This window comes from Gephyromycinifex aptenodytis (assembly GCF_012277275.1).
Classification (GTDB): Bacteria; Actinomycetota; Actinomycetes; order Actinomycetales; family Dermatophilaceae; genus Gephyromycinifex; species Gephyromycinifex aptenodytis.
This window is the reverse complement of sequence record NZ_CP051155.1, coordinates 3,081,617-3,100,936: the sequence shown is the minus strand read 5'-3', so window position 1 is coordinate 3,100,936 and position 19,320 is coordinate 3,081,617. Positions and strand designations below refer to the sequence as shown.

The 19,320-nt window shown below is 66.4% G+C and carries 18 protein-coding genes; 3 read left to right on the top strand and 15 right to left on the bottom strand.

Features of this window, described 5'->3' with window-relative positions:
• Entirely contained in the window at positions 1–1,149 is a 1,149-nt protein-coding gene (locus tag G9V96_RS13340) for a hypothetical protein (RefSeq protein WP_168583467.1), read from the bottom strand.
• Positions 1,146–1,712, bottom strand: a complete 567-nt coding sequence (locus G9V96_RS13335) for an LbetaH domain-containing protein (protein WP_168583466.1) — start codon at positions 1,710–1,712, stop codon at positions 1,146–1,148. The genes G9V96_RS13340 and G9V96_RS13335 overlap by 4 nt, the downstream gene beginning before the upstream one ends.
• Before the next feature lie 171 nt (positions 1,713–1,883).
• Here G9V96_RS13335 and G9V96_RS13330 point away from each other — a divergent pair, with 171 nt between their 5' ends.
• Both G9V96_RS13330 and G9V96_RS13325 read left to right on the top strand, forming a co-directional pair.
• On the top strand, positions 1,884–2,771 hold the full coding sequence (locus G9V96_RS13330) for a glycosyltransferase family 2 protein (protein ID WP_168583465.1): 888 nt from the start codon (positions 1,884–1,886) through the stop codon (positions 2,769–2,771).
• 37 nt (positions 2,772–2,808) lie between these two features.
• Positions 2,809–4,074 carry a glycosyltransferase family 4 protein gene (locus G9V96_RS13325; RefSeq protein ID WP_168583464.1) on the top strand — a complete coding sequence of 422 codons (1,266 nt, stop codon included), beginning with the start codon at positions 2,809–2,811 and terminating at the stop codon, positions 4,072–4,074.
• Here the strand turns inward: G9V96_RS13325 and G9V96_RS13320 are convergent.
• The 3 genes from G9V96_RS13320 to G9V96_RS13310 form a co-directional block, all read right to left on the bottom strand.
• Entirely contained in the window at positions 4,046–6,133 is a 2,088-nt protein-coding gene (locus G9V96_RS13320; protein WP_168583463.1) for a malectin domain-containing carbohydrate-binding protein, read from the bottom strand. The genes G9V96_RS13325 and G9V96_RS13320 overlap by 29 nt on opposite strands.
• 256 nt (positions 6,134–6,389) lie before the next feature.
• Complete coding sequence (locus tag G9V96_RS13315; protein WP_168583462.1) at positions 6,390–7,994, bottom strand: malectin domain-containing carbohydrate-binding protein; 1,605 nt, start codon at positions 7,992–7,994, stop codon at positions 6,390–6,392.
• A gap of 231 nt (positions 7,995–8,225) precedes the next feature.
• The gene (locus G9V96_RS13310; protein ID WP_168583461.1) at positions 8,226–9,038 is read right to left on the bottom strand and encodes a WecB/TagA/CpsF family glycosyltransferase; all 813 of its coding nucleotides are present in this window, start codon (positions 9,036–9,038) and stop codon (positions 8,226–8,228) included.
• Between the two features lie 307 nt (positions 9,039–9,345).
• On the opposite strand from G9V96_RS13310, the gene G9V96_RS13305 reads away from it, so the two are divergent.
• On the top strand, positions 9,346–10,293 hold the full coding sequence (locus tag G9V96_RS13305) for an ATP-grasp fold amidoligase family protein (RefSeq protein WP_168583460.1): 948 nt from the start codon (positions 9,346–9,348) through the stop codon (positions 10,291–10,293).
• A gap of 92 nt (positions 10,294–10,385) precedes the next feature.
• Here G9V96_RS13305 and atpD read toward each other — a convergent pair whose 3' ends face one another.
• The 10 genes from atpD to G9V96_RS13255 all read right to left on the bottom strand — a co-directional run bounded on the left by atpD (position 10,386) and on the right by G9V96_RS13255 (position 19,306).
• Positions 10,386–11,873, bottom strand: coding sequence for a F0F1 ATP synthase subunit beta (gene atpD / locus G9V96_RS13300; protein WP_168583459.1), 1,488 nt, complete (start codon positions 11,871–11,873; stop codon positions 10,386–10,388).
• 22 nt (positions 11,874–11,895) lie between these two features.
• Positions 11,896–12,798 (bottom strand): F0F1 ATP synthase subunit gamma, encoded by a 903-nt coding sequence (locus tag G9V96_RS13295; protein WP_168583458.1) that lies wholly within the window; start codon positions 12,796–12,798, stop codon positions 11,896–11,898.
• 99 nt (positions 12,799–12,897) lie between these two features.
• The gene (gene atpA / locus G9V96_RS13290) at positions 12,898–14,544 is read right to left on the bottom strand and encodes a F0F1 ATP synthase subunit alpha (protein WP_168583457.1); all 1,647 of its coding nucleotides are present in this window, start codon (positions 14,542–14,544) and stop codon (positions 12,898–12,900) included.
• Between the two features lie 116 nt (positions 14,545–14,660).
• On the bottom strand, positions 14,661–15,470 hold the full coding sequence (locus G9V96_RS13285) for a F0F1 ATP synthase subunit delta (RefSeq protein ID WP_168583456.1): 810 nt from the start codon (positions 15,468–15,470) through the stop codon (positions 14,661–14,663).
• Complete coding sequence (locus tag G9V96_RS13280) at positions 15,470–16,081, bottom strand: F0F1 ATP synthase subunit B (RefSeq protein ID WP_168583455.1); 612 nt, start codon at positions 16,079–16,081, stop codon at positions 15,470–15,472. Before G9V96_RS13280 ends, G9V96_RS13285 begins: the two co-directional genes overlap by 1 nt.
• A gap of 87 nt (positions 16,082–16,168) precedes the next feature.
• Complete coding sequence (locus G9V96_RS13275) at positions 16,169–16,372, bottom strand: ATP synthase F0 subunit C (protein ID WP_168583454.1); 204 nt, start codon at positions 16,370–16,372, stop codon at positions 16,169–16,171.
• A gap of 88 nt (positions 16,373–16,460) precedes the next feature.
• Positions 16,461–17,261, bottom strand: coding sequence for a F0F1 ATP synthase subunit A (gene atpB, locus G9V96_RS13270; RefSeq protein WP_168583453.1), 801 nt, complete (start codon positions 17,259–17,261; stop codon positions 16,461–16,463).
• Between the two features lie 11 nt (positions 17,262–17,272).
• Complete coding sequence (locus G9V96_RS13265) at positions 17,273–17,632, bottom strand: AtpZ/AtpI family protein (protein WP_168581196.1); 360 nt, start codon at positions 17,630–17,632, stop codon at positions 17,273–17,275.
• Positions 17,629–17,997 carry a hypothetical protein gene (locus tag G9V96_RS13260; protein ID WP_168583452.1) on the bottom strand — a complete coding sequence of 123 codons (369 nt, stop codon included), beginning with the start codon at positions 17,995–17,997 and terminating at the stop codon, positions 17,629–17,631. Before G9V96_RS13260 ends, G9V96_RS13265 begins: the two co-directional genes overlap by 4 nt.
• 208 nt (positions 17,998–18,205) lie before the next feature.
• Positions 18,206–19,306, bottom strand: a complete 1,101-nt coding sequence (locus G9V96_RS13255) for a glycosyltransferase family 4 protein (protein WP_168583451.1) — start codon at positions 19,304–19,306, stop codon at positions 18,206–18,208.
• Positions 19,307–19,320 lie beyond the last annotated feature (14 nt).

Below are 19,320 nucleotides of genomic sequence, written 5' to 3'. Positions count from 1 at the left end.
CTAAGGCTTGCCGTAGTCCTCGACCAGCACCTCGACTTTGTCCCACGGGAAGTTCTCGAGCTGTCGGTATTGCGGCACCTCGCCCAGGATCTCTGTCCACGGGTCGGAGCCGGTGCGCTGCTTGTCGGGGAGCCCGCTCTCGGCCATCACCGCGACCGCCCCTGCGGTGTCCACCACGATGAAGCCGTACTGCTGGGCGGCCCGCGCGACCGCTTTGCCCAGCGGGGTCAGATCCAGGCTTTCCACATCCAGCTCCGGATCCAGCCGTAGCCGGGCACCTTCGGGGATCGCCTCGGGCGAGGCGTCGGTGCCGTCGCTGCGTTGCGCCGGATACCACCACCGGTCCCATCGAGCCGGCGCAATGAGCGCCAACCCCATCGCGTGCTCGATCCGTTTGGCCCGCGCCTCAGGGATGGTGATCATCGATCCGGTGGTGACCAGGCCGGAGGCGCTGACCCCGAAAGGCGGCGAGAAGTAGCCTGGGGACTTCGAGACCTCGTCGATGCGCCCTCCCCAACACGCTGACCAGCCATCTTCGGTGCGGTTCATCACCCAGAACTCCCACAACTGGTCGGTGGCGGGCGACCACAAGGTGATGGTCGAGTCGGTGCCCACCGAGGTCTGGGCGTCTTGCGGGACCGGGACGTCAAGGAAGTGTTTCTCCCCGTCGAACAGTCCCGACGGGGTGTGCCCCTTCTGCTGGCAGTCGTTGAACTCGACCCGGGTGCGGGGCGTCTTTTCGTCCACCACGTAGAGAACCGGGTTGTACTGGTTCACGTTCAGCGCCGCGATGCCGCCGTAATGCGGTTCGATCTGCGAGCGCAGGTTGCGGATCATCGCCGGTGATTTCGGATGTACCGGCGCCCCAGAGACATCGACCCCGAAGACATCCTCGCTGCCGAACTGCGGGTAAACCCCGCGCTGCCCCGCGCTGGGCAGGGGCGGCTGCGGTGGCGCTGCCTGGTCGGTGGGATCGGGGGAACGCCCGAGTAAGGAGGTTGCGATTCCCAGGATCGTCAGCAGCACGACAAGCACCGCGGCCAACGCCCACGCGCGGGCTCTCCGGCGGCTATGGGGTTCCTGGTGATCGGGACGCTGCTCAGGCGCCGGGTCCACCGGCTCGTGCCCCATCCGGTCGTTCCCGGTCACGATCGCACTGAGGTGGCCGTCGCCGGAATCCCGACATAGGTGCGGCCGGCCTCGGTGTCGGTGGCCAGGACGGCGTTGGCGCCGATCTTGCAGCGGTCGGCTACCCGCACTGGCCCCAGGATGGCTGCCCCGCAACCGATCTCGACGTCGTCACCGATCTGCGGGCCCGGTCGCCCGTCGCGTACTCCCAGCGAGACCCGGTGATAGATCGTCACTCCCGAGCCGACGCTGACCGTGGAGTGGATCATCAGGCCTCGTCCGGCATGGGGTAGGCGTAGCCCCGGACCGAACCAGACCATGGTGGGGATCTCTGAGCCCATGAATCCCCGGATCCAGACGGCGTCGCCCACCGCGACCACACGCCGCAGGGCGAAAGCGGCCGGACCTTTGCAGCGGTAAAGGACCTGCCCGGCCCGCAGCAGCGCGATGCTCACTCGCCACGGCAGGTAAGGGTTGCGGGGCAGATCTGCCGCCAGGAAGGCTCGATACTGCTGCCACCCTTGCGCCATGGTCCAGGCCCGGCGGCCGGGGTCGTGCCGTGCCGGCAGCTGCGCCGCTGTCATCTGCTTACGCCTCCGGTCAGCGGGTGCGGATGGTTGCGAGTCATTCGGGCTCTCTCCAGGCGCGTGCGGTCGACAAATACGCCCTCACTGTAGTGCCCGCGCTTAGCGCCGACCGCGCCGCACTAGGCTGGGCCGCGAGCACTTGCCTTACAGCAGAAAGGAACTCACCCAGTGAGTCCAGTCCCCCAGGAGCATCCGCGCCCGGCCGAGGCAACTGTGATCATCCCGGCCTACAACGAGGAACGGGTGATCGGGCGGTGCTTGGAAGCCCTTGCCCCCTATCTCCAGCCGGGGGCCTGCCCGCGGTTGGCGGTCATCGTCGTCGCGAACGGCTGCCGTGACAACACGGCCCAGGTCGCCGCCGGATTCCCCGGTGTGTGCGTGCGTGAGCTGTCCCAGGGGTCCAAGAGCCTGGCCCTGAACGAGGGGGACGCCCTGGCCCAGACTCACCCGCGGATCTACCTGGACGCCGACATCACCCTCTCGCCCGAATCGATCCCCGCGCTGGTCACCGCGCTGCAGACCGAGCAGCCGGTGGTGGGCGCACCCCAGATCCACTTCGATGTGAGTCGCTCCTCCTGGCCGGTGAAAGCCTTCTACCGAGTATTTCGGGAGTTGCCGTACGTCCGCGACGGCCTTGTCGGCCTGGGGGTGTACGGCCTGTCCGAAGCCGGCCGGGCCCGCTTCGAACGCTTTCCTGACCTGGTCGCCGACGACCTGTACGTCCAGCGTCTCTTCGCCCCGCACGAACGCCGCATCGTCGCCGGAACCTTCACCGTCGCCGCACCCCGCACCATCGCCAGCCTGCTCGCGGTGCGGGTCCGGGTCGCCAAGGGCAATGCCGGGCTCGCCCGGCACGACCCCGACGAGCGCTTCGCTGCGACCACGAGTTCCACCGGCGGCGCGCTGCTGCGCCTGCTTCGCTCCCGCCCCTGGCTCGCGCCTGCGGTGGGGGTGTACGCAGCCGTCACGCTGGCGGCCCGGGTCCGCGCCACCCGGGCCCGCCCCCAGGAGACGCACTCCACTGCCTGGGAGCGCGATGACTCCACCCGGCGCTGAGCCACCCGACCATCCACCCCCGACCTATCGAGGATCAATGACCACCCGAGTGGCCTACCTGACCAGTCAATACCCGGCGCTGTCACATACGTTCATCGAGCGTGAGGTGCGCGCCGTGCGCGCGGCGGGGGTAGAGGTCGCCACGTTCAGCGTCCGCCCCTGCCCACCGCAGGAGATCCGGTCCCAGGCCATGCGCGCCGACGCCGCCGCGACCCCGACATTACGCGGTTCGACGGCCTCGACCTGGGCCCGAGCACATGCCGACCTCGCCCGGCGGGCGCCGCGAGTGTTGGCTGCCGGGCTGGCGCAGGCGTTGTCCAGCGGCCCGGCAACGCCCAAGGGCCGGACCTGGCAGTTGTTCTACCTGGCCGAGGCGGTGCTGCTCTACGAACGGTTGCGGGCCGCCGGCATCACTCATGTGCATGCCCACTTCGCCAACGTCGCCTGCGACGTGGCACGGCTGGTCACCTACCTGGGCCGGGTAGAGGATGGCCCCGACTCGCCCTGGCGCTGGTCCTTCACCATGCACGGACCGACCGAGTTCGAGGCGGTCGAGGCCTTCGACCTGCCCGCCAAAGTTCGCTCCGCCGACGGAATCGCCTGCATCAGCGACTTCTGTCGCAGCCAGCTCATGCGCTTCGTCGACCCCGAGCACTGGACGAAGATGGCTGTGGTGCGGATGAGTGTCGACCCCGCCCAGTACTACCCGAGGCCCGCCGCCGACCCCGCCGACCCGCACGGACCCACCCGGCTGTTGTCTGTGGGCCGCCTGGTGCCGGAGAAGGGCTCCCCCGTGCTGCTGCAGGCGCTGCGCATGGTCCGGGACCGCGGAGTGGACACCCACGCCCGCATCGTGGGAGCAGGCGAACTCCGCGACTCGCTGGCCGGCGCACTGACGGCAGCGGGCATGACCGAGCAAGTCGAACTGACCGGGCCCATCGGCCAGGACGATCTGCCCGCCATGTACCGCGACAGCGATGTCTTCGTCCTGCCCAGCTTTTCGGAAGGCCTGCCGGTGGTGCTCATGGAGGCGATGGCCACTGGGCTGCCCGTGGTCACCACCCAAATCGCTGCCGTATCGGAGATGGTGCAGGACGGCGTCAACGGGCTGCTGGTACCTCCCGGCCGGGCCGATCTGCTCGCCGAGGCCATCCTGCGGCTCGCCGCAGATCCCGACCTGCGCGAACGCATGGGCCGGGCCGGGCGCGAACGCATCCTGGCCGAGTTCACCCCCGAGGTCACCGGTCCGGCGATGGCTGACTTCCTGCGCGGGGTCACGGCTTGCCGTAGTCAACGGGCATGACCTCGACCTGATCCCACGGGAATCCGGCCAGCGCCTCATAGGAGGGCCCGCCCAGCAGCACGTCCCACGGGTTGCTCCCGGTTCGTCGCTCCTGCGGGCGGCCCGACTCGGTGGCGATCGAGACAGTCCCGCCCAGATCGGAGACGATGAAGCCGTACTTCTGGGCGGCCTTGGCGACCGCAACACCGAAGGGTGTCAGGCCGAGCGTGGTGACATCCAGCTTCGGGTCCAGCCGCAACCGTTGACCCTCGACCAGCAGGTCCTCCCCCTGACTGCGTCCGTCGGTGCGGTTGGCCGGGTAGCTGAAGACCAAGGCCTGGGCTTCGGTCACCGTCAGGTACAGAGCGTGGTCGATCTGACCCCGCGCCGCTTCCTGCACGCTGACCACACCACCGGCCATGACCAACCCGGAGGCGGAGACCCCGAATGGCTCCGGGAAGCGCCCATCCGAAGACGAGACGTCATCGACACGTCCACCCCAGCACGCCTCCCAACCGCCCTGGGCCGTGCGCTTCATCACCCAGAACTCCCACAGCTGATCCCGTTCCGGGTCGTAGATACCCATTTGGGCATCCGTGCCGGTGGCCGGCATTGCACCGTCGGGGATCGGCACGTCCAGGAAGTAGGCGGGTCCGTCGTACAGACCGTCCGGCAAGTACCCCTTGTTCTGGCAGTCCGTGAAACCGACCCGGTAGCGACGCGTCGAAGCAGAGGCGGTGTAGAAGGCCGAGTTGTACTGGTAGGCATTCACTGCGGCGTTGTGCCCCTGATCGGCGTGGATCTTCTCCTGCAGCCGAGCCATGATGGGCGCCGAGTTCTCCGCGACCGGCGCTTTGCGGATGTCCTGGTGGAAGACGCTGAACTTGCCCAGGGGCAGCAGCGAAGCCGACGGCAGACCGGCGGCGGCAGCAGGATCGTTGGAGGTGACCTCGATTCCGGAAACCATCGGCTGATCCACGAGGTTGACGAAATCGATGTTGAGCATTCCGTCATCGACCCGCACATCGAAGGTGACGTCGTGGGCGGCTTTGGGCCCTGCCGCGGCAACAGCGTCCACGGCGCTGGCCACATCCCGACCCTCGGCCCGCACATCGATGACCCGCTTGCCCGGCTCGCTCCAGTAGGCCTCCGTCAGCAGCAACCGCACGTGATAGGAGGCCGTCGCCGGTACCGGAACGAGCATCCCCTTCATGCCGTAAGCGGCGTGCTGGTAGAGGACCTCATCCTTGGTGCCGGCGATCGGCTCCCCCACCAGCCGGGTGTTCACCCGGGAGGAACCGAACGCCGCCCCACGCCGCAGCCACGCCCGCCCGGCGCTGTCGCGAAGGTCGTACGGCGCTGCGCTCATGCGGTAGGCGAAGGTTTGCACCCCGGGGGTTTCGCTGCCCTGCCCCACCTCGCTCACCTCGATCGCGCTGATGAGAGCGTGATCGACCTTGGCGACGAAACGCAGGTCCAGTCGGCCGTCCTGCACCGGCACCTCGAAGGTGACGTCATGGGCCTCGGCCTTGCCCACGGACCGGTAGATATCGATGTCCTCGGCGGCCAGTTCCCCCTCGGCGAAAACGTCGAAGACCCGTTTACCGGGTTTGGACCAGTAGCCCTCGGCCATCAGCAACCGCACCCGATACGAACCGGGCCGTGGCACCGCCAGCCGGTACTCCTTCACCCCATAGGCCGCCACCTGGTAGAGCTCATCCTGCTCCGTTCCGCCGATGTCCGCGTTCTGCAGGAGCAGCGTGGACTTATCGGTGCCCAGAGACCACGAGCGCGCATCCCAGCGGGTGCCCGTGGAATCGGTGAACGGCGCCCAACGGGCGCTCATCCGGGACACGAAGTGGCCCGTTGAGCCGGCCCCGGAAGCTGCACTCGCGGCGGCGACCGGGGCCGAGGAAGTAGTCCCGGCCCCCACGGCACTCAGCGGCGCCGCTGAGGCGCCGACGCACAGCGCCACCGCCGAGACCATCGTGCGCAGATGGCGTGATCGACGGCTCGGGGTCGCCGCGCCTGCGGCTCGCTCGGGCGCGGCGGTGACCGACGGTGCAGTGTGCTCAGACATGGGAAACGTCTCGTTTCGTCAAAGTTCGGCTCGACAGCGCAGCAAGGCAGGCTGCGGGGGCAGCGCGCAGCTGGGTGGCGAAGGGCAGAAAACGCAAAGGCGAGCAGGCGCGCTCCGATGGTGGGCGCGCTCATCGTTCGCAGCAGGTGGTGGCCTCAGGCGGTGCCGACGTCGGTGGGCCGCGGAAACCGACCGCTGACGCGCGGCCTCATCCAGACCCGATCACGGGGCCTACCGCACCGCGCAGCAGTCCGGTTCAGCGTGCGGTCTTGCCGTGGTTCTTGGGGAGCACTTGCATGTGCTGCCACGGAAAGCCTTGCATCGCTTGGTAGTCCGGGCCCGGCAGCAGGCTGTCCCACGGGTTCTTCCCGGTGCGCGCCTTCTCGGCGTTGCCGGACTCGGTCACCACAGCCACCGCGCCCGCACGGTCGGTCACCACGAAACCGTACTTCTGAGCGGCTTCGGCGATCATTCGCGCCACCGGGGTCATCGGGATGCTCGACAGGTCCAGGCTCGGGTCCAATCGGATCCGTTGCCCTTCGGCCAGGGCGTCGGGATTGCTGGAGTGGCCGTCCGTGCGGTTGGCCGGCCAGGAGAAGTTCGGCCATTTCGCCGGCTCGATGATCGCCAGATACATCGCGTGCTCGATCTTCCCGCGCCGGAACTCCTCGATAGAGATGACCCCGGGGGTCATCGCCAGACCGGCGGCGGTGGCGCCGTAGGGGCTGGGGAAGATCCCCTGATTCTGGGACACCTTGTCGATGCGCCCGCCCCAACAGGCCTGCCATTGACCGTCGGGGTTTCTCTGGGCCATCCAGAAGTCCCAGAGCTTGTCCGCGGCTCGGTCGTACACCGTGATCTGTTTGTCGGTGCCCGAGGCCGGCACCGCGTTCGCGGGCATCGGCACATCTATGAAGTGCTTCGCCCCGTCGTACAACCCGGACGGGATGGAACCCTTGCGCTGACAGTCGTGGAAGTTGACCCGGACCTTCGGCTGATCCGCTGGCACCTCGTAGAAGGAGTTGTTGAAACGGTAGGCGTTGAACGCCGCAATGCCTCCCCAGTTGTCCCGCACCTGGGCGTATAGGTGTGCCGCGGCCGCAGCAGAGTTGGCCGCCAGCGGCGCCTTGCTGATGTCGGAGAAGTAGAAGCTGTCCGAGGCGATGCCAACGGCGGGCTGCGGCGCAGCCGGGGCGGGCACGGGGGTCGCCGAGACGACCTCGACACCGGAGATGACGGGTACGTCCTTGGTTGCGGTGAACTCGATATCCAACCGCCCGTCGGAGACCGGGATGTTGAAGTTCACCTCATCGGCGGCGTACTTACCGACCCGCTTGACCAGGTCCACGTTCCGCGTGATCACTCGTCCCTCGGCGCGAATGTCGAAGACGCGTTGACCGACCTTGTCGAAGTGATTCTCGGCCAGCAGCAAGCGGACGCGGTAGGTGGCCGGGGCCGGCACCTGCAGCCGGTACCACTTCACCCCAGGAGCGGTAGTGCGATACAGCTCATCCTGCGTGGTCCCGGTTATGTCCACGTGCGCCGGGATCCTGCCGGTACGCCATGAGCCCAGGGTTGCCGGGCGGGGCGACCAGGTGTGCCCGGCGCGATCCCGTACCGGCCCAGCAGCGGCCACCACCCGCGAGGTGAAGACGGCGCTGGGCGCCGTGGACGGGGCAGCGCTGCCGGCCGAACGCGCCGCCGGCTTCCTGATCACCTGCTGGCGGGGCGTGGCCGAATCTGCGGCGGGTGAGGGCGCAGCAGCGCGGCTCAGGTGGGCAGCGGCCGGCGAGGCCTGTGCGATCGAAGCGCTGGTAGCAAAAATGGGCAGGGCGAAAACTCCGCACGCGAGTGCGGTCATCCGGCGAGACATGTGGCAGGGGCCTTCCGTGGCGGTGTGTCAGTGCAGTTGCCTGCACGGCACTCACCCCATCGACACCCCGCGCGGTGCCTTGAGCCACCGCTGCCCCTCGCCGGGCGGGGCGCGCCGCCCCCGGACCTGGCCCACAGGCGGGTTTGACTGCGACCAGGGGGAACCCGCTAGAACCTAGCTGTTACCGAATGGTCACCGCCGCAGTCACCCAGTCCGGCCTTATTGCACCGGGTGCGCCTTCATCCACCGAAGTAGCGCCGGCGGCCCATGCACGAGGTAGCGGCGCGCCAACCGGCGAGGCTCACACAGGAGGCGATATGCCCACTCCAGTCCGGTCCGCTGGAGCCACTGCGGCGCCCGCGAGGAGTTCCCGGCCAGGAAGTCCGCGGAGGCGCCAAACGCCATGAGCACCTTGGCCTGAGTGGCCTCACCATAGTTCTGGATCCACATCTCCTGGCGCGGCTTGCCCAGGGCCACATTGAGCACGTCCACACCGGCGGCCGCGATCTGCGCCGCCAAATCTTCCGACCCCTGCCGGGAGTCCACCGTTTCGCGTTCGGGCGCCCAGAAGTGGGCCGGCGGCAGACCAGGGTAGCGCTGCGGCAGCAGCACCCGAAGCCGGTCGTGGGTGGCGGGGGTCCCGCCGAGGAAGCCGACCACGGCCCCTTGCTCCTGGCACAAACCGAGGATCTCGGGCAGCAGATCCGCCCCCGTCAAGCGCGGCCAGTCCATTCCGCTGACCCGGGCGGCCCGGCCGGCCACCGGGGCACCGTCAGCGAGCATGATCCAGTCCACGCCCGTGGAGTCCGGATCGTTGGTCAGCTCGATACGTCCGTCCCCGAAGTGGTGGAAGTGATCCAGGTTGATGGAACCGATCGCCACCGCCGCAGTGGCCTGCGCCGGTGGCTGGGTGACAACATGGGCGACGTGTTCCAGCAGCGCCTCGTGCTCCCAGCGCTCAACCTCCACCCCAGCGGCGCGCACTACAACGGGTTGCCGGGCCTGGCTATGGATTCGGCGGGCGAACGACACAATCAACACTCCTTGGAGGCCAGCGGCCGGAAGTGCAGCCACCTGACACCGATCCAGCACTGGACATAACCGGGCGAGATGCGAAACCCGTTGCCTCCGAGGCTAATACAGTTATCGGGTGGCACCTAAGCCCGGGGTGCAGAGCTGCCGAATCCGGACCTAGGTGGCGCAGGCGCACCCGAAGCCAGAACCGGCCTTTACCCCCTGCTGAGCCCCAGTTGGGCCAGCGCGGCGCTGACGGCCACCCGTGCTAGTACGGCTTACAGCTGCGCTGCCGCGATGCTGCACCTGAGCCTGGAGAGACCGGATGGAACACCGTTCACTGACGGCGCGCGCTCTCGGACGAATCGCCATGCTCACCCGCCGAGCCAGGGGCCGCTGGGCTACCGAGGCCATCCTGCGGCATCGCTACCGGCAACAGTGCGGGCGCGACCTGGACCTGGACCATCCGCTGACGATGACCGACAAGATCTATGCCCGGATGCTGCTGATCGACCGCCACCGGGATGAGTCCGTCACCGCCCTGGCCGACAAATACCTCGTGCGGCAAACCATCGCCGAGGTGGTGGGTGAGACTCACCTGGTCCCGCTGCTGTGGCAGGGAGGTGACCCCGCCCAGATCCCGTTCGATGACCTACCGACCCCGGCCATCCTGAAGCCGAACCACCTCACGGGCAGCCTCATCACCATCACCCCGGAGTTGGACCGGGCCTGGGCGGTGCGCCACGCCCGCGGATGGCTGCGCGAAAGCATGTACTGGCCAGCGCGCGAATATCAGTACCACCCCATCACCCGCCGACTGATCGTCGAGGCATTCATCGACGATGGTCAGCCGAACGGGCCGCTGGACTACAGCGTGTGGTGCTTCCACGGCCGCGCCCATCTGGTGCAGATCCGGGACCGCAGCAAGGAGCTGAACTACTTCGTCGACACCAACTTCGTGCGACAGCAGGTCTACGCAGACACCAACCCCGACGTCGTTGCGTCCCGCCCCCGATCCTGGGACCGGCTGCTGGAGTGCGCAGCGGCCCTCGCTGCGCCGTTCGAGTTTGTCCGCGTCGACCTGTACGACGTGCACGGCCACGTCTACGTGGGCGAGCTCACGTTCACGCCGGCGCGGGGCCGGCTACGGTTCGCTTCGCCGGAATGGGACGCCCGGCTCGGAGCCCTGTGGCACTTCGATCCCGGGCGTCCGGTGCTGCCCCACGACGCCCCGGACGCCTTCCGCCCCTCACCCACCGGACCAACCCGCTGAGCGCAGGGCACGCGTCGAGGACCCGCCCCTGTCGGCCTCGCTCTGGAGACAGAAAGGAACGGGTCCTCGATACGGCTTTGCCAGCTGGCTGCTCAGCTGTTCTTTTCCAGTTCAGCGGCCTGACGCTCGACGTCGTCGAGGCCACCGCACATGAAGAACGCCTGCTCGGGCAGGTGGTCGTAGTCACCGTCACAGATCTTGGTGAAGGCCTCGACCGAGTCTGAGAGCGGAACCGTCGAACCTTCGATGCCGGTGAACTGCTTGGCAACGTAGGTGTTCTGGGACAGGAACCGCTGCAGACGCCGGGCCCGGTTGACCAGGATCTTGTCCTCTTCGGAGAGCTCGTCGATACCGAGGATGGCGATGATGTCCTGCAGTTCCTTGTTGCGCTGCAGGATCGACTTCACCCGAACCGCGGTGTCGTAGTGCTCCCGCGAGATGTAGCGCGGGTCGAGGATACGGCTGGTCGAGGTGAGGGGGTCCACCGCCGGGTAGATACCCAGCGACGCGATCTCACGCGAGAGCTCGGTCGTGGCGTCCAAGTGCGCGAACGTCGTGGCCGGGGCCGGGTCGGTGTAGTCGTCAGCGGGCACGTAGATGGCCTGCATCGAGGTGATCGAGTGGCCGCGGGTGGAGGTGATCCGCTCCTGCAGCACGCCCATCTCGTCGGCCAGCGTCGGCTGGTAACCAACGGCGGAGGGCATGCGGCCCAGCAGCGTGGACACCTCAGAGCCGGCCTGGGTGAAACGGAAGATGTTGTCGATGAAGAGCAACACATCCTGACGCTGCACGTCGCGGAAGTACTCCGCCATGGTCAGAGCCGACAGCGCCACGCGCAGACGGGTGCCCGGGGGCTCATCCATCTGGCCGAAGACAAGCGCCGTCTGGCCCAGAACGCCAGCCTCTTCCATCTCGACGATGAGGTCGTTGCCCTCACGGGTACGCTCCCCGACGCCGGCGAAAACCGAGACACCACCGTGGTTGCGGGCCACCCGGGCGATCATCTCCTGGATGAGCACCGTCTTTCCCACACCGGCGCCACCGAACAGGCCGATCTTGCCACCCATCACGTACGGGGTGAGCAGGTCGATGACCTTGATACCGGTCTCGAACATCTGCGTCTTGGACTCGAGCTGGTCGAAGGCCGGCGCGTTGCGGTGGATACCCCAACGCTCAGTGACCTCCAGCTTCTCGTCCCCCTCGAGGTTCAGGCAATCGCCTGTGGCGTTGAAGACCCGCCCCAGGGTGACGTCGCCGACCGGCACGCTGATCGGGCCGCCGGTGTCCTGCACCACGGCGCCGCGAACCAGACCATCGGTCGGCTGCAGCGAAATGGCACGCACCTGGTTGTCACCGATGTGCTGGGCGACCTCGAGGTTGATCTTCTTGGTCTCGCCGTTGAGGGTGACCTCGACGGTGAGCAGGTTGTACTGCTCCGGCATCGCGTCGGCAGGGAACTCGACGTCGACCACCGGGCCGATGATGCGGGACAGACGACCCTGGCCACCCGGCTCGGGCGGGGTGTATTGGGGCTGACCCGGCTGCGGGGCGGCGGTGTCTTCGACAAACGACGTAGACATAGCGTGCGTCTCCTGCTTTCTCTTACTTGGCGTCCGCGAGGGCGTTGGCGCCGCCCACGATCTCGCTGATCTCTTGGGTGATCTCGGCCTGACGCGCCTCGTTGGCTAGCCGGGTGTAGTTCTTGATGAGGTCGTCCGCGTTATCGGTCGCCGACTTCATTGCGCGCTGACGCGCCGCGAGCTCGGAGGCCGCCGCCTGGAGAAGGCAGTTGTAGATGCGGTGCGCAACGTACTGCGGAAGAACGACGTCGAGCACCTCGTCAGGGCTCGGCTCGAAGCTGTAGAGCGGCAGCATTTCTGCCGGCTGCTCGGGAGCGTTCGGATCGGCGTCGACCACCTGGATCGGCAGCAGACGAAGGTTCTGCGGTTCCTGGGTCACCATTGTCTTGAACCTGGTGTACACCACGTGCACCTCGTCGACGCCTTCTTCGCCCTCGGCGAGGAACTCCTGAGTGATCCGTTCACTGATCGAACGGGCCATCTCGTACGGCGGGGCGTCGGTCGAGTCCTCCCAGGACTGCGCGAAGTCGCGGTTGCGGAACGAGTAGTAACGAATCGCCTTACGTCCCACCAGGAACGGGACGACTTCCTTACCTTCAGCGCGCAGCCGCTCGATCAACCGCTCGCTTTCCTTCAGCACCGATGATGCGTACGCGCCCGCCAGGCCGCGGTTACTCGTCATGATCACCACGGCTGCCCGCCGAGGGTTCTCCGCCTCGGTGGTCAGCGCGTGCTCGACGTCGGAGTGGGAGGCCACCGCCGAAAGCGCACGCGCCAGGGCGAGCGAGTAGGGCGAGGTCTCATCGACACGCTGCCGTGCCTTGACGACCCGTGAGGCCGCCATAAGTTCCATCGCCCGGGTGATCTTCTTGATCGCGCTGACGGACCGGATGCGCTGCCGGTAAACCCGGATCTGCGCTCCCATATCTTTCCGCCTCTCCTCGTTCGTTCGTTCTCGTGAGTGACCCGCGCTGGGTCCGGAGGACGCGGCGCGGGTCGCCCTGGGCGACCCTGCCGCACTTCCTTACTTGCGACGGACGATCTTTTCCTGCTCGATCTCGTCGTCGCGGGTCGCTCCGCGATCGTCATGGTCGTCCTCGACCTGGACCAGACTGTTGCTGTCGTCGCCGGGGCGGAACGAGCGTTTGAACGAGGCCATGGCCTCTTCCATCGCGTTCTTGGTCTCGTCCGCGAGCTTCTTGCTCTCGCGGATGGTCTCCAAGATGCCCGGGTGCTGCCTGCGGACCTCGTCGATGAACTCGGCCTCGAAGCGCTTGACGTCGCTGACATCAACGTCGTCCAGCTTGCCGGTGGTACCTGCCCACACGGCCAGTACCTGCTCTTCGACCGGCATCGGGGAGGCCTGCGGCTGCTTGAGCAACTCGACCAGACGCGCACCGCGAGCCAGCTGAGCACGCGAGGCAGCGTCGAGGTCGGAGGCGAACATCGCGAAGGCCTCCATGGCGCGGTACTGCGCAAGGTCCAGCTTGAGTCGACCCGAGACTTCCTTCATCGCCTTGATCTGGGCGGAACCACCGACACGGGACACCGAGACACCCACGTCGATAGCGGGCCGGACGTTGGCGTTGAACAGGTCGGCCTGCAAGTAGATCTGTCCGTCGGTGATGGAGATGACGTTGGTCGGAATGTAGGCCGAGACGTCACCGGCCTTGGTCTCGATGATCGGCAGGCCGGTCATCGAACCGTGACCCATCTCGTCCGAGAGCTTCGCGCAACGTTCCAGCAACCGGCTGTGCAGGTAGAACACGTCGCCGGGGTAGGCCTCGCGGCCCGGCGGACGACGCAGCAGCAACGACACTGCGCGGTAGGCCTCAGCCTGCTTGCTCAGGTCGTCGAAGACGATGAGGACGTGCTTGCCCTGGTACATCCAGTGCTGGCCGATGGCCGAACCGGTGTACGGAGCCAGGTACTTGAAGCCCGCGGCGTCCGAAGCAGGAGCAGCGACGATGGTCGTGTACTCCATCGCGCCGGCCTCTTCGAGGGTTCCGCGCACCGAAGCGATCGTGGAACCCTTCTGACCGATGGCCACGTAGATGCAGCGCACCTGCTTGTCGGGGTCGCCGGAGTCCCAGTTCTGCTTCTGGTTCAGGATCGTGTCGACCGCAACCGTGGTCTTACCGGTCTGACGGTCACCGATGATGAGCTGTCGCTGACCGCGGCCGATCGGGATCATCGAGTCGACGGCCTTGATGCCGGTCTGCAGCGGCTCGTGCACCGACTTGCGGGCCATGACGTTTGGCGCCTGGAGCTCCAGCTCGCGGCGCCCCTCGTCCTTGATCTCGCCCATGCCGTCGATCGGGTGACCGAGCGGGTTGACGACGCGACCCATGAACTCGTCCCCGACCGGAACCGAAAGGACCTCGCCGGTGCGCTTGACGGTTTGGCCCTCTTCGATGCCGGCGAAGTTACCGAGGATGATCACACCGATTTCGTGCACATCAAGGTTGAGTGCCAGACCGAGCGTCCCATCCTCGAACTCGAGCAGCTCGTTGGTCATCGCCGAGGGCAAGCCCTCGACGTGGGCGATGCCGTCACCGGCGTCGGTGACCCGGCCGACCTCTTCGCGGGTGGCCGCGTCGGGCTCGTAGGACTGAACGAAGTTGTCCAGTGCGTCCCGGATCTCCTCCGGACGGATCGTGAGCTCCGCCATCGTGTTGTCTCTCTCCTCGTGTGGTCTCCGGCGACCTTGAGGGAGCCGGAGGGTTCTACTGCTGGGTGGACTTGGGCGCTCGGCTGGGCCGGTCGCGGCTGGTCAGTGAGGTGTCGTCAGGCGCCCATCGTGCGACGGACGTCCTCCAGTCGACGTCGAACTGTCCCGTCGATGACCTCATCACCGATCTGGACCGACAGGCCGCCGAGCACAGAAGGATCGACGACCACGTTGACGAACACCGGCCGGCCGTACATCTTGGCCAACCCGGCGGAAAGCCGCTCACGTTGCAGCGGCTCCAGTTCCAGGGCGGTGGTGACGATTGCGGTGATCTGCTGGCGACGCCGGGCTGCGATCTTGAGTTGACGCCAGATCGCTGCCGAATACTTGCGGCCCCGCGGGTGAAGCACTGGACGCTGAGCCAGCCAGACAGTGTCTGGCTGCGCCTTCCCGGCCAGCAGCTGGACGATGAGTTCGGCCTTGCGGCGACCGGGCACCGCGCGTTTGCTCAGCGCATCGGCCAGCGCTGCATCCGAGGACACGAGGCGCTCGAACCGGAACAGTTCGTCCTCGACCAGGTCGAGAACCCCGTCCTTCTCCGCTGCCGCAAGCACCGCGTCGATTCCCAGCCGTTCGATCGTGTCGACCAGGTCGCGATCGCTGGTCCAGCGACCCGAGACGGCAGACTCCAGGACGGTCATGGCCCCCGCAGAGACTCGCTGTCCGAAGAGGCGACGAGCAAGCTCGCGCTTCGGCCAGCCGTCTCGTGATGGGTCGGCCAGTGACCGACGCAGCTTGGCGGTTGCATCGATCGCCTCGCCCAGCGCGAACAGTTCTCCGGCGAGTGCCCGAGGCTCAACCCCCGGCAACACTTCGTGAAGTGTCGCCCGGGCCGCTGCCCATGCACTGCGCGAGGGGCCGTCCATCAGCGCTCAACCCCGTCGGTCTCCGACAGGTTCTCGCGGCGGATCTCGCCAGCCTCAAGTTCGGCGAGGAAGCGCTCGACGATGCCCTTTTGCCGGGCTTCCTCATGCAGCGACTCACCGACGATACGGCTGGCCAGATCGGTGGACATGCGCCCGACCTCGCCGCGCAGGCTGGTCATGGCCTGCTGACGCTCTGCCTCCACCTGCTTGTGCGCGGTCTCGACGATGCGAGCAGCCTCGGCCTGCGCCTCGCCACGCATCTCCGCGATGATGCTCGCCCCCTGCTCGCGAGCCTCCTCACGGATGTGCGCCGCTTCGGTACGGGCCTCGGACAGCTGTTGCTCGTACTGCCGCTTGGTGGCCTCGGCCTCGGCGAGCGCGCGCTCGGCCCGACCCATGTCACCTTCAATGGCCTCGGCCCTGGCGGTGTAGGCGTTTTCGAGGTTGGGAACGACCTTCTTCCACACGAGGAACAGCAACGCGAGGAAGACGATCAGACCAAAGATCCACTCAAACGTGTGCGGGATGAGTGGCGAGCTCTGACCGTGGTTGCCACCGCCGCCCGCAGCGGGGGCGAGGGCCACGACATGCTGCGTCAGGCTGATTTGCACGGGCTTCTCCTAGTACCGGGCTTCGCTGTCGATCCCGCTTACGCGGCATCGGTCATGCAGAGGTGAACAGGCGCGAGACGCGCCCACTCAGGCAATGAAGACGAGGACGAAGCCCAGGATGGCGAGTGCCTCGGCGACGGCGAAGCCCAGGATGGCCAGCGGCTGAAGAACGTTCTTGGCCTCGGGCTGGCGGGCGACACCGTTGATCAGCGCGGCAAAGATCAGGCCGATGGCAAGGGCCGGGCCGAGCGTGGAGATGCCGTAGCCGACGAGGGACAGGGAGCCGGTCATGGTGGTGGTTCCTTTTCGTAGGACGTACCGGCGACGTTGCCGCCGGAATGCGATTGCTATTCAGTTGTGTGTCTGGCCGTCGTGCAGATCAGTGGTCATCGGCAAGCGCGCTGCCGATGTAGGAGGCCGTCAGCAGAGTGAAGACGTAGGCCTGGAGGAACTGGATAAGAATCTCGAACATGGTCATCAGCACGCCCATGATGAGGGAGGCGATGCCAGCCCCCTTCATGAGACCGTCACCGTGCAGCAACAAGAACTCGCCGCCCAGAATGAACAGGACGAGCACCATGTGCCCGGCCAGCATATTGCCGAAGAGACGCAGTGCCAGCGTAAGCGGGCGGGTGATGAAGTAGGTGATGAACTCGATCGCGAAAATGAACGGGGCGATCCACACCGGGAGACCCGGCGGCACCATGTGCTTGAAGTAGCCACCCACACCGTGCTTCTGCAAACCCACCCAGTGGTAAACCACGTACACCACGAGCGTGAGGGCGATCGGGAAACCGATCCGCGCCATCGGCGGGTTCTGGAAGAACGGAATGACACCCATCAGGTTATTCAAGAAAATGAACGTGAAAAGGGTGAAGAGAAGCGGCATGAAGCGCTTGAAGTGAGCGCTACCGATCATGTCGCGCCCGATGTCATTGCGCACGAAGTCGTAAATTTTTTCGACGTAGAACTGCTTGCGGGTCGGCACGATCGAAGCGCGACTCGTGCTCCACAGTAGGTAACCACCGACAACGACCGCAGCGATGAGGTAGAGCGCCATCGGGCGGGTAAAGGTAAGGATGCCCTCACCCCAGAGCGGCTGCCAGAAATCATCCGGCGACGGCGGCGTGTAACCACCTTCGCCGCTGGCGGTAGCCCACGCGCCAATCTGTGCCGTCATCCCTGTGAGGCTCACTGGCTCTCCTCGTTCGTTGCATCTGTGGCGGGGTAGGTTTCAAGGCGCACTGCCCCCGCGTCGTGGTGATCGTCGTGGTGACCCGGGCGGGAACTGCCATTGGTAGCCATGGTGCCAGCATCGGCGCCGTAGTGAAGCCAGATGACGTACATAGACAATGCCATACCGATCAAGACTCCGGCGGGAACGAAAGCACCTGTTCCAAGCCACCGGTCCAGACCATAGCCGATACCACCGAAGCACAGGGGCCCGGCCAGTAGGTAGGACATCACACCTGCTGCCGCATCGGTCTGGCTGCCCTGGCCCTGGACATACGGCTCCCCCGGCGCAGCGGGGATCGGGCGGGCCGGCTTCATTGCAGATCACCACCGGGCATGACGACATCCGGGTAGATCGGTCGGCGTCCTCGCAGCACGACAAAGGCCTGGCCCGCCTGCCAGGCGAGCGCACCGCATAGCGCCCCGAGCGCGAACGCGCGGGTGTTCAGCCAACTCATCGTGCCGATGACGTCCACGAGCGCCAGCAGTAGCAGCACCTGGAGGAAGAAGACCCCGAGAGCGCCGCTGAGTTGCACGAACGAGGGAGTCGACAGCACCAGTCGCAAGCTGGCAAAGCCCACTAGGAAGAAGATCCCCGCCAGGCCTAACCCGCTGAAGGCGCTCCAGGCCATCGCCTCACCGCCCTGCCACCAGCCCATCGCGAACACGACGGGTGAAAGCACGGCACAGGGAACAACCCCACCGATGAAGAGAGAACGCCACATCGAGGATGCGGCGGAGCGGTGCGAAACGCCCGCTGTTCTCATCGTCGAGAGATTCACGAAGGTGAAGACCTGCCTGTCATGCCAGTTATGGTGATCCGAAAGCCGTGCGGGCATCTCGACAGCTGTCACTAACGCAGAGATCGCCGAGCATGGCGGAGTCACGTTATCACAGGTCAGAGGGTCGTAACGACGCCAGGCCGCGGGTGGTAAGCAGCAGTGCCGCAAGTCCGGCAACGAGAATGCCGATAACCGGCCCGGGGCCGTTGAAAAAAGCGAAAGAGACAGCGCCGAAAGCAAAGATCGCGGCCCACAGATGGAGCAGCATCACCGCACGGCGATGGGTGTGGCCTATTTGCAACATGCGGTGCTGTAGGTGTTGCGCATCCGGTTGCCACGGCCGCTGCCCACGCCGGGTTCGACGAATTATAGCCAACGTCATATCGAGCAACGGGATCGAGATCACGGCTAGGGGCAGTACGACGGGCAGCACCATGGCCACCGAGTCACCCTGATCCACCTGCACACTCGGGTCGATATTGCCGATCATCGAGATCGTTGCGGCCGACAACAGCAGGCCCAGCAGCAAGGCGCCCGCATCACCCATGAAAAGACGCGCCGGGTTGAGGTTGTGCGGCAGAAATCCGACGCAACAACCGAGCAGGGCCGCCGTCACGAAGGTGGCGGTGGAGAACACATTTGGCGGATTGTACGTGAAGGACAACTGGTAGGCATATAAGAAGAACGCCAACGACGCGATAGCGACGATTCCGGCCGCCAACCCATCCAACCCGTCAATGAAGTTCACTGCGTTGATGGTGACGATGACGATAGCGATCGTCATCGCCATGAGCACCGGCGTTGGCAGGACAGTCACCCCGAACAACGGGATCGACAGCAACTGCACACCCATTCCGACCATGGTCCCGGCCGCGATGATCTGACCGGCGAGCTTTGTCAGCCAGTCCAACTCGCGCACGTCATCCACCGCCCCCACCAGCGCCATGAGAGTGGCGCCCAGCGCAATCCCGCCGATCTCCGGGCTCTCGAAGATCTGCGACAGATGGTGCAAGCGGGTCGCCATGACCACGGCGGCGAGGAAGCCCAGCAGCATCGCCAGACCGCCCAGGCGCGGAATCGGAATCGAATGCACATCCCGGGAGCGCACCGGGGTCAGTGCCCCGATCCGCACGGCCAGCGCCCGGATCATCGGGGTTGTCAGGAAGGTCACCGCCCCGGCGACGACGAAGACGAACAGGTATTCGCGCATGGCTCAGACCCGCT

What these genes read in the sequence shown, in the direction of transcription:
- G9V96_RS13315 (WP_168583462.1), bottom strand. Translation starts at nt 7,994, where the DNA reads ATGACCGCACTCGCGTGCGGAGTTTTCGCCCTGCCCATTTTTGCTACC.
- G9V96_RS13285 (WP_168583456.1), bottom strand. Translation starts at nt 15,470, where the DNA reads ATGGACGGCCCCTCGCGCAGTGCATGGGCAGCGGCCCGGGCGACACTT.
- G9V96_RS13320 (WP_168583463.1), bottom strand. Translation starts at nt 6,133, where the DNA reads ATGTCTGAGCACACTGCACCGTCGGTCACCGCCGCGCCCGAGCGAGCC.
- G9V96_RS13265 (WP_168581196.1), bottom strand. Translation starts at nt 17,632, where the DNA reads ATGAAGCCGGCCCGCCCGATCCCCGCTGCGCCGGGGGAGCCGTATGTC.
- atpD (WP_168583459.1), bottom strand. Translation starts at nt 11,873, where the DNA reads ATGTCTACGTCGTTTGTCGAAGACACCGCCGCCCCGCAGCCGGGTCAG.
- atpB (WP_168583453.1), bottom strand. Translation starts at nt 17,261, where the DNA reads ATGACGGCACAGATTGGCGCGTGGGCTACCGCCAGCGGCGAAGGTGGT.
- G9V96_RS13325 (WP_168583464.1), top strand. Translation starts at nt 2,809, where the DNA reads ATGACCACCCGAGTGGCCTACCTGACCAGTCAATACCCGGCGCTGTCA.
- G9V96_RS13275 (WP_168583454.1), bottom strand. Translation starts at nt 16,372, where the DNA reads ATGACCGGCTCCCTGTCCCTCGTCGGCTACGGCATCTCCACGCTCGGC.
- atpA (WP_168583457.1), bottom strand. Translation starts at nt 14,544, where the DNA reads ATGGCGGAGCTCACGATCCGTCCGGAGGAGATCCGGGACGCACTGGAC.
- G9V96_RS13305 (WP_168583460.1), top strand. Translation starts at nt 9,346, where the DNA reads ATGGAACACCGTTCACTGACGGCGCGCGCTCTCGGACGAATCGCCATG.
- G9V96_RS13295 (WP_168583458.1), bottom strand. Translation starts at nt 12,798, where the DNA reads ATGGGAGCGCAGATCCGGGTTTACCGGCAGCGCATCCGGTCCGTCAGC.
- G9V96_RS13255 (WP_168583451.1), bottom strand. Translation starts at nt 19,306, where the DNA reads ATGCGCGAATACCTGTTCGTCTTCGTCGTCGCCGGGGCGGTGACCTTC.
- G9V96_RS13335 (WP_168583466.1), bottom strand. Translation starts at nt 1,712, where the DNA reads ATGACAGCGGCGCAGCTGCCGGCACGGCACGACCCCGGCCGCCGGGCC.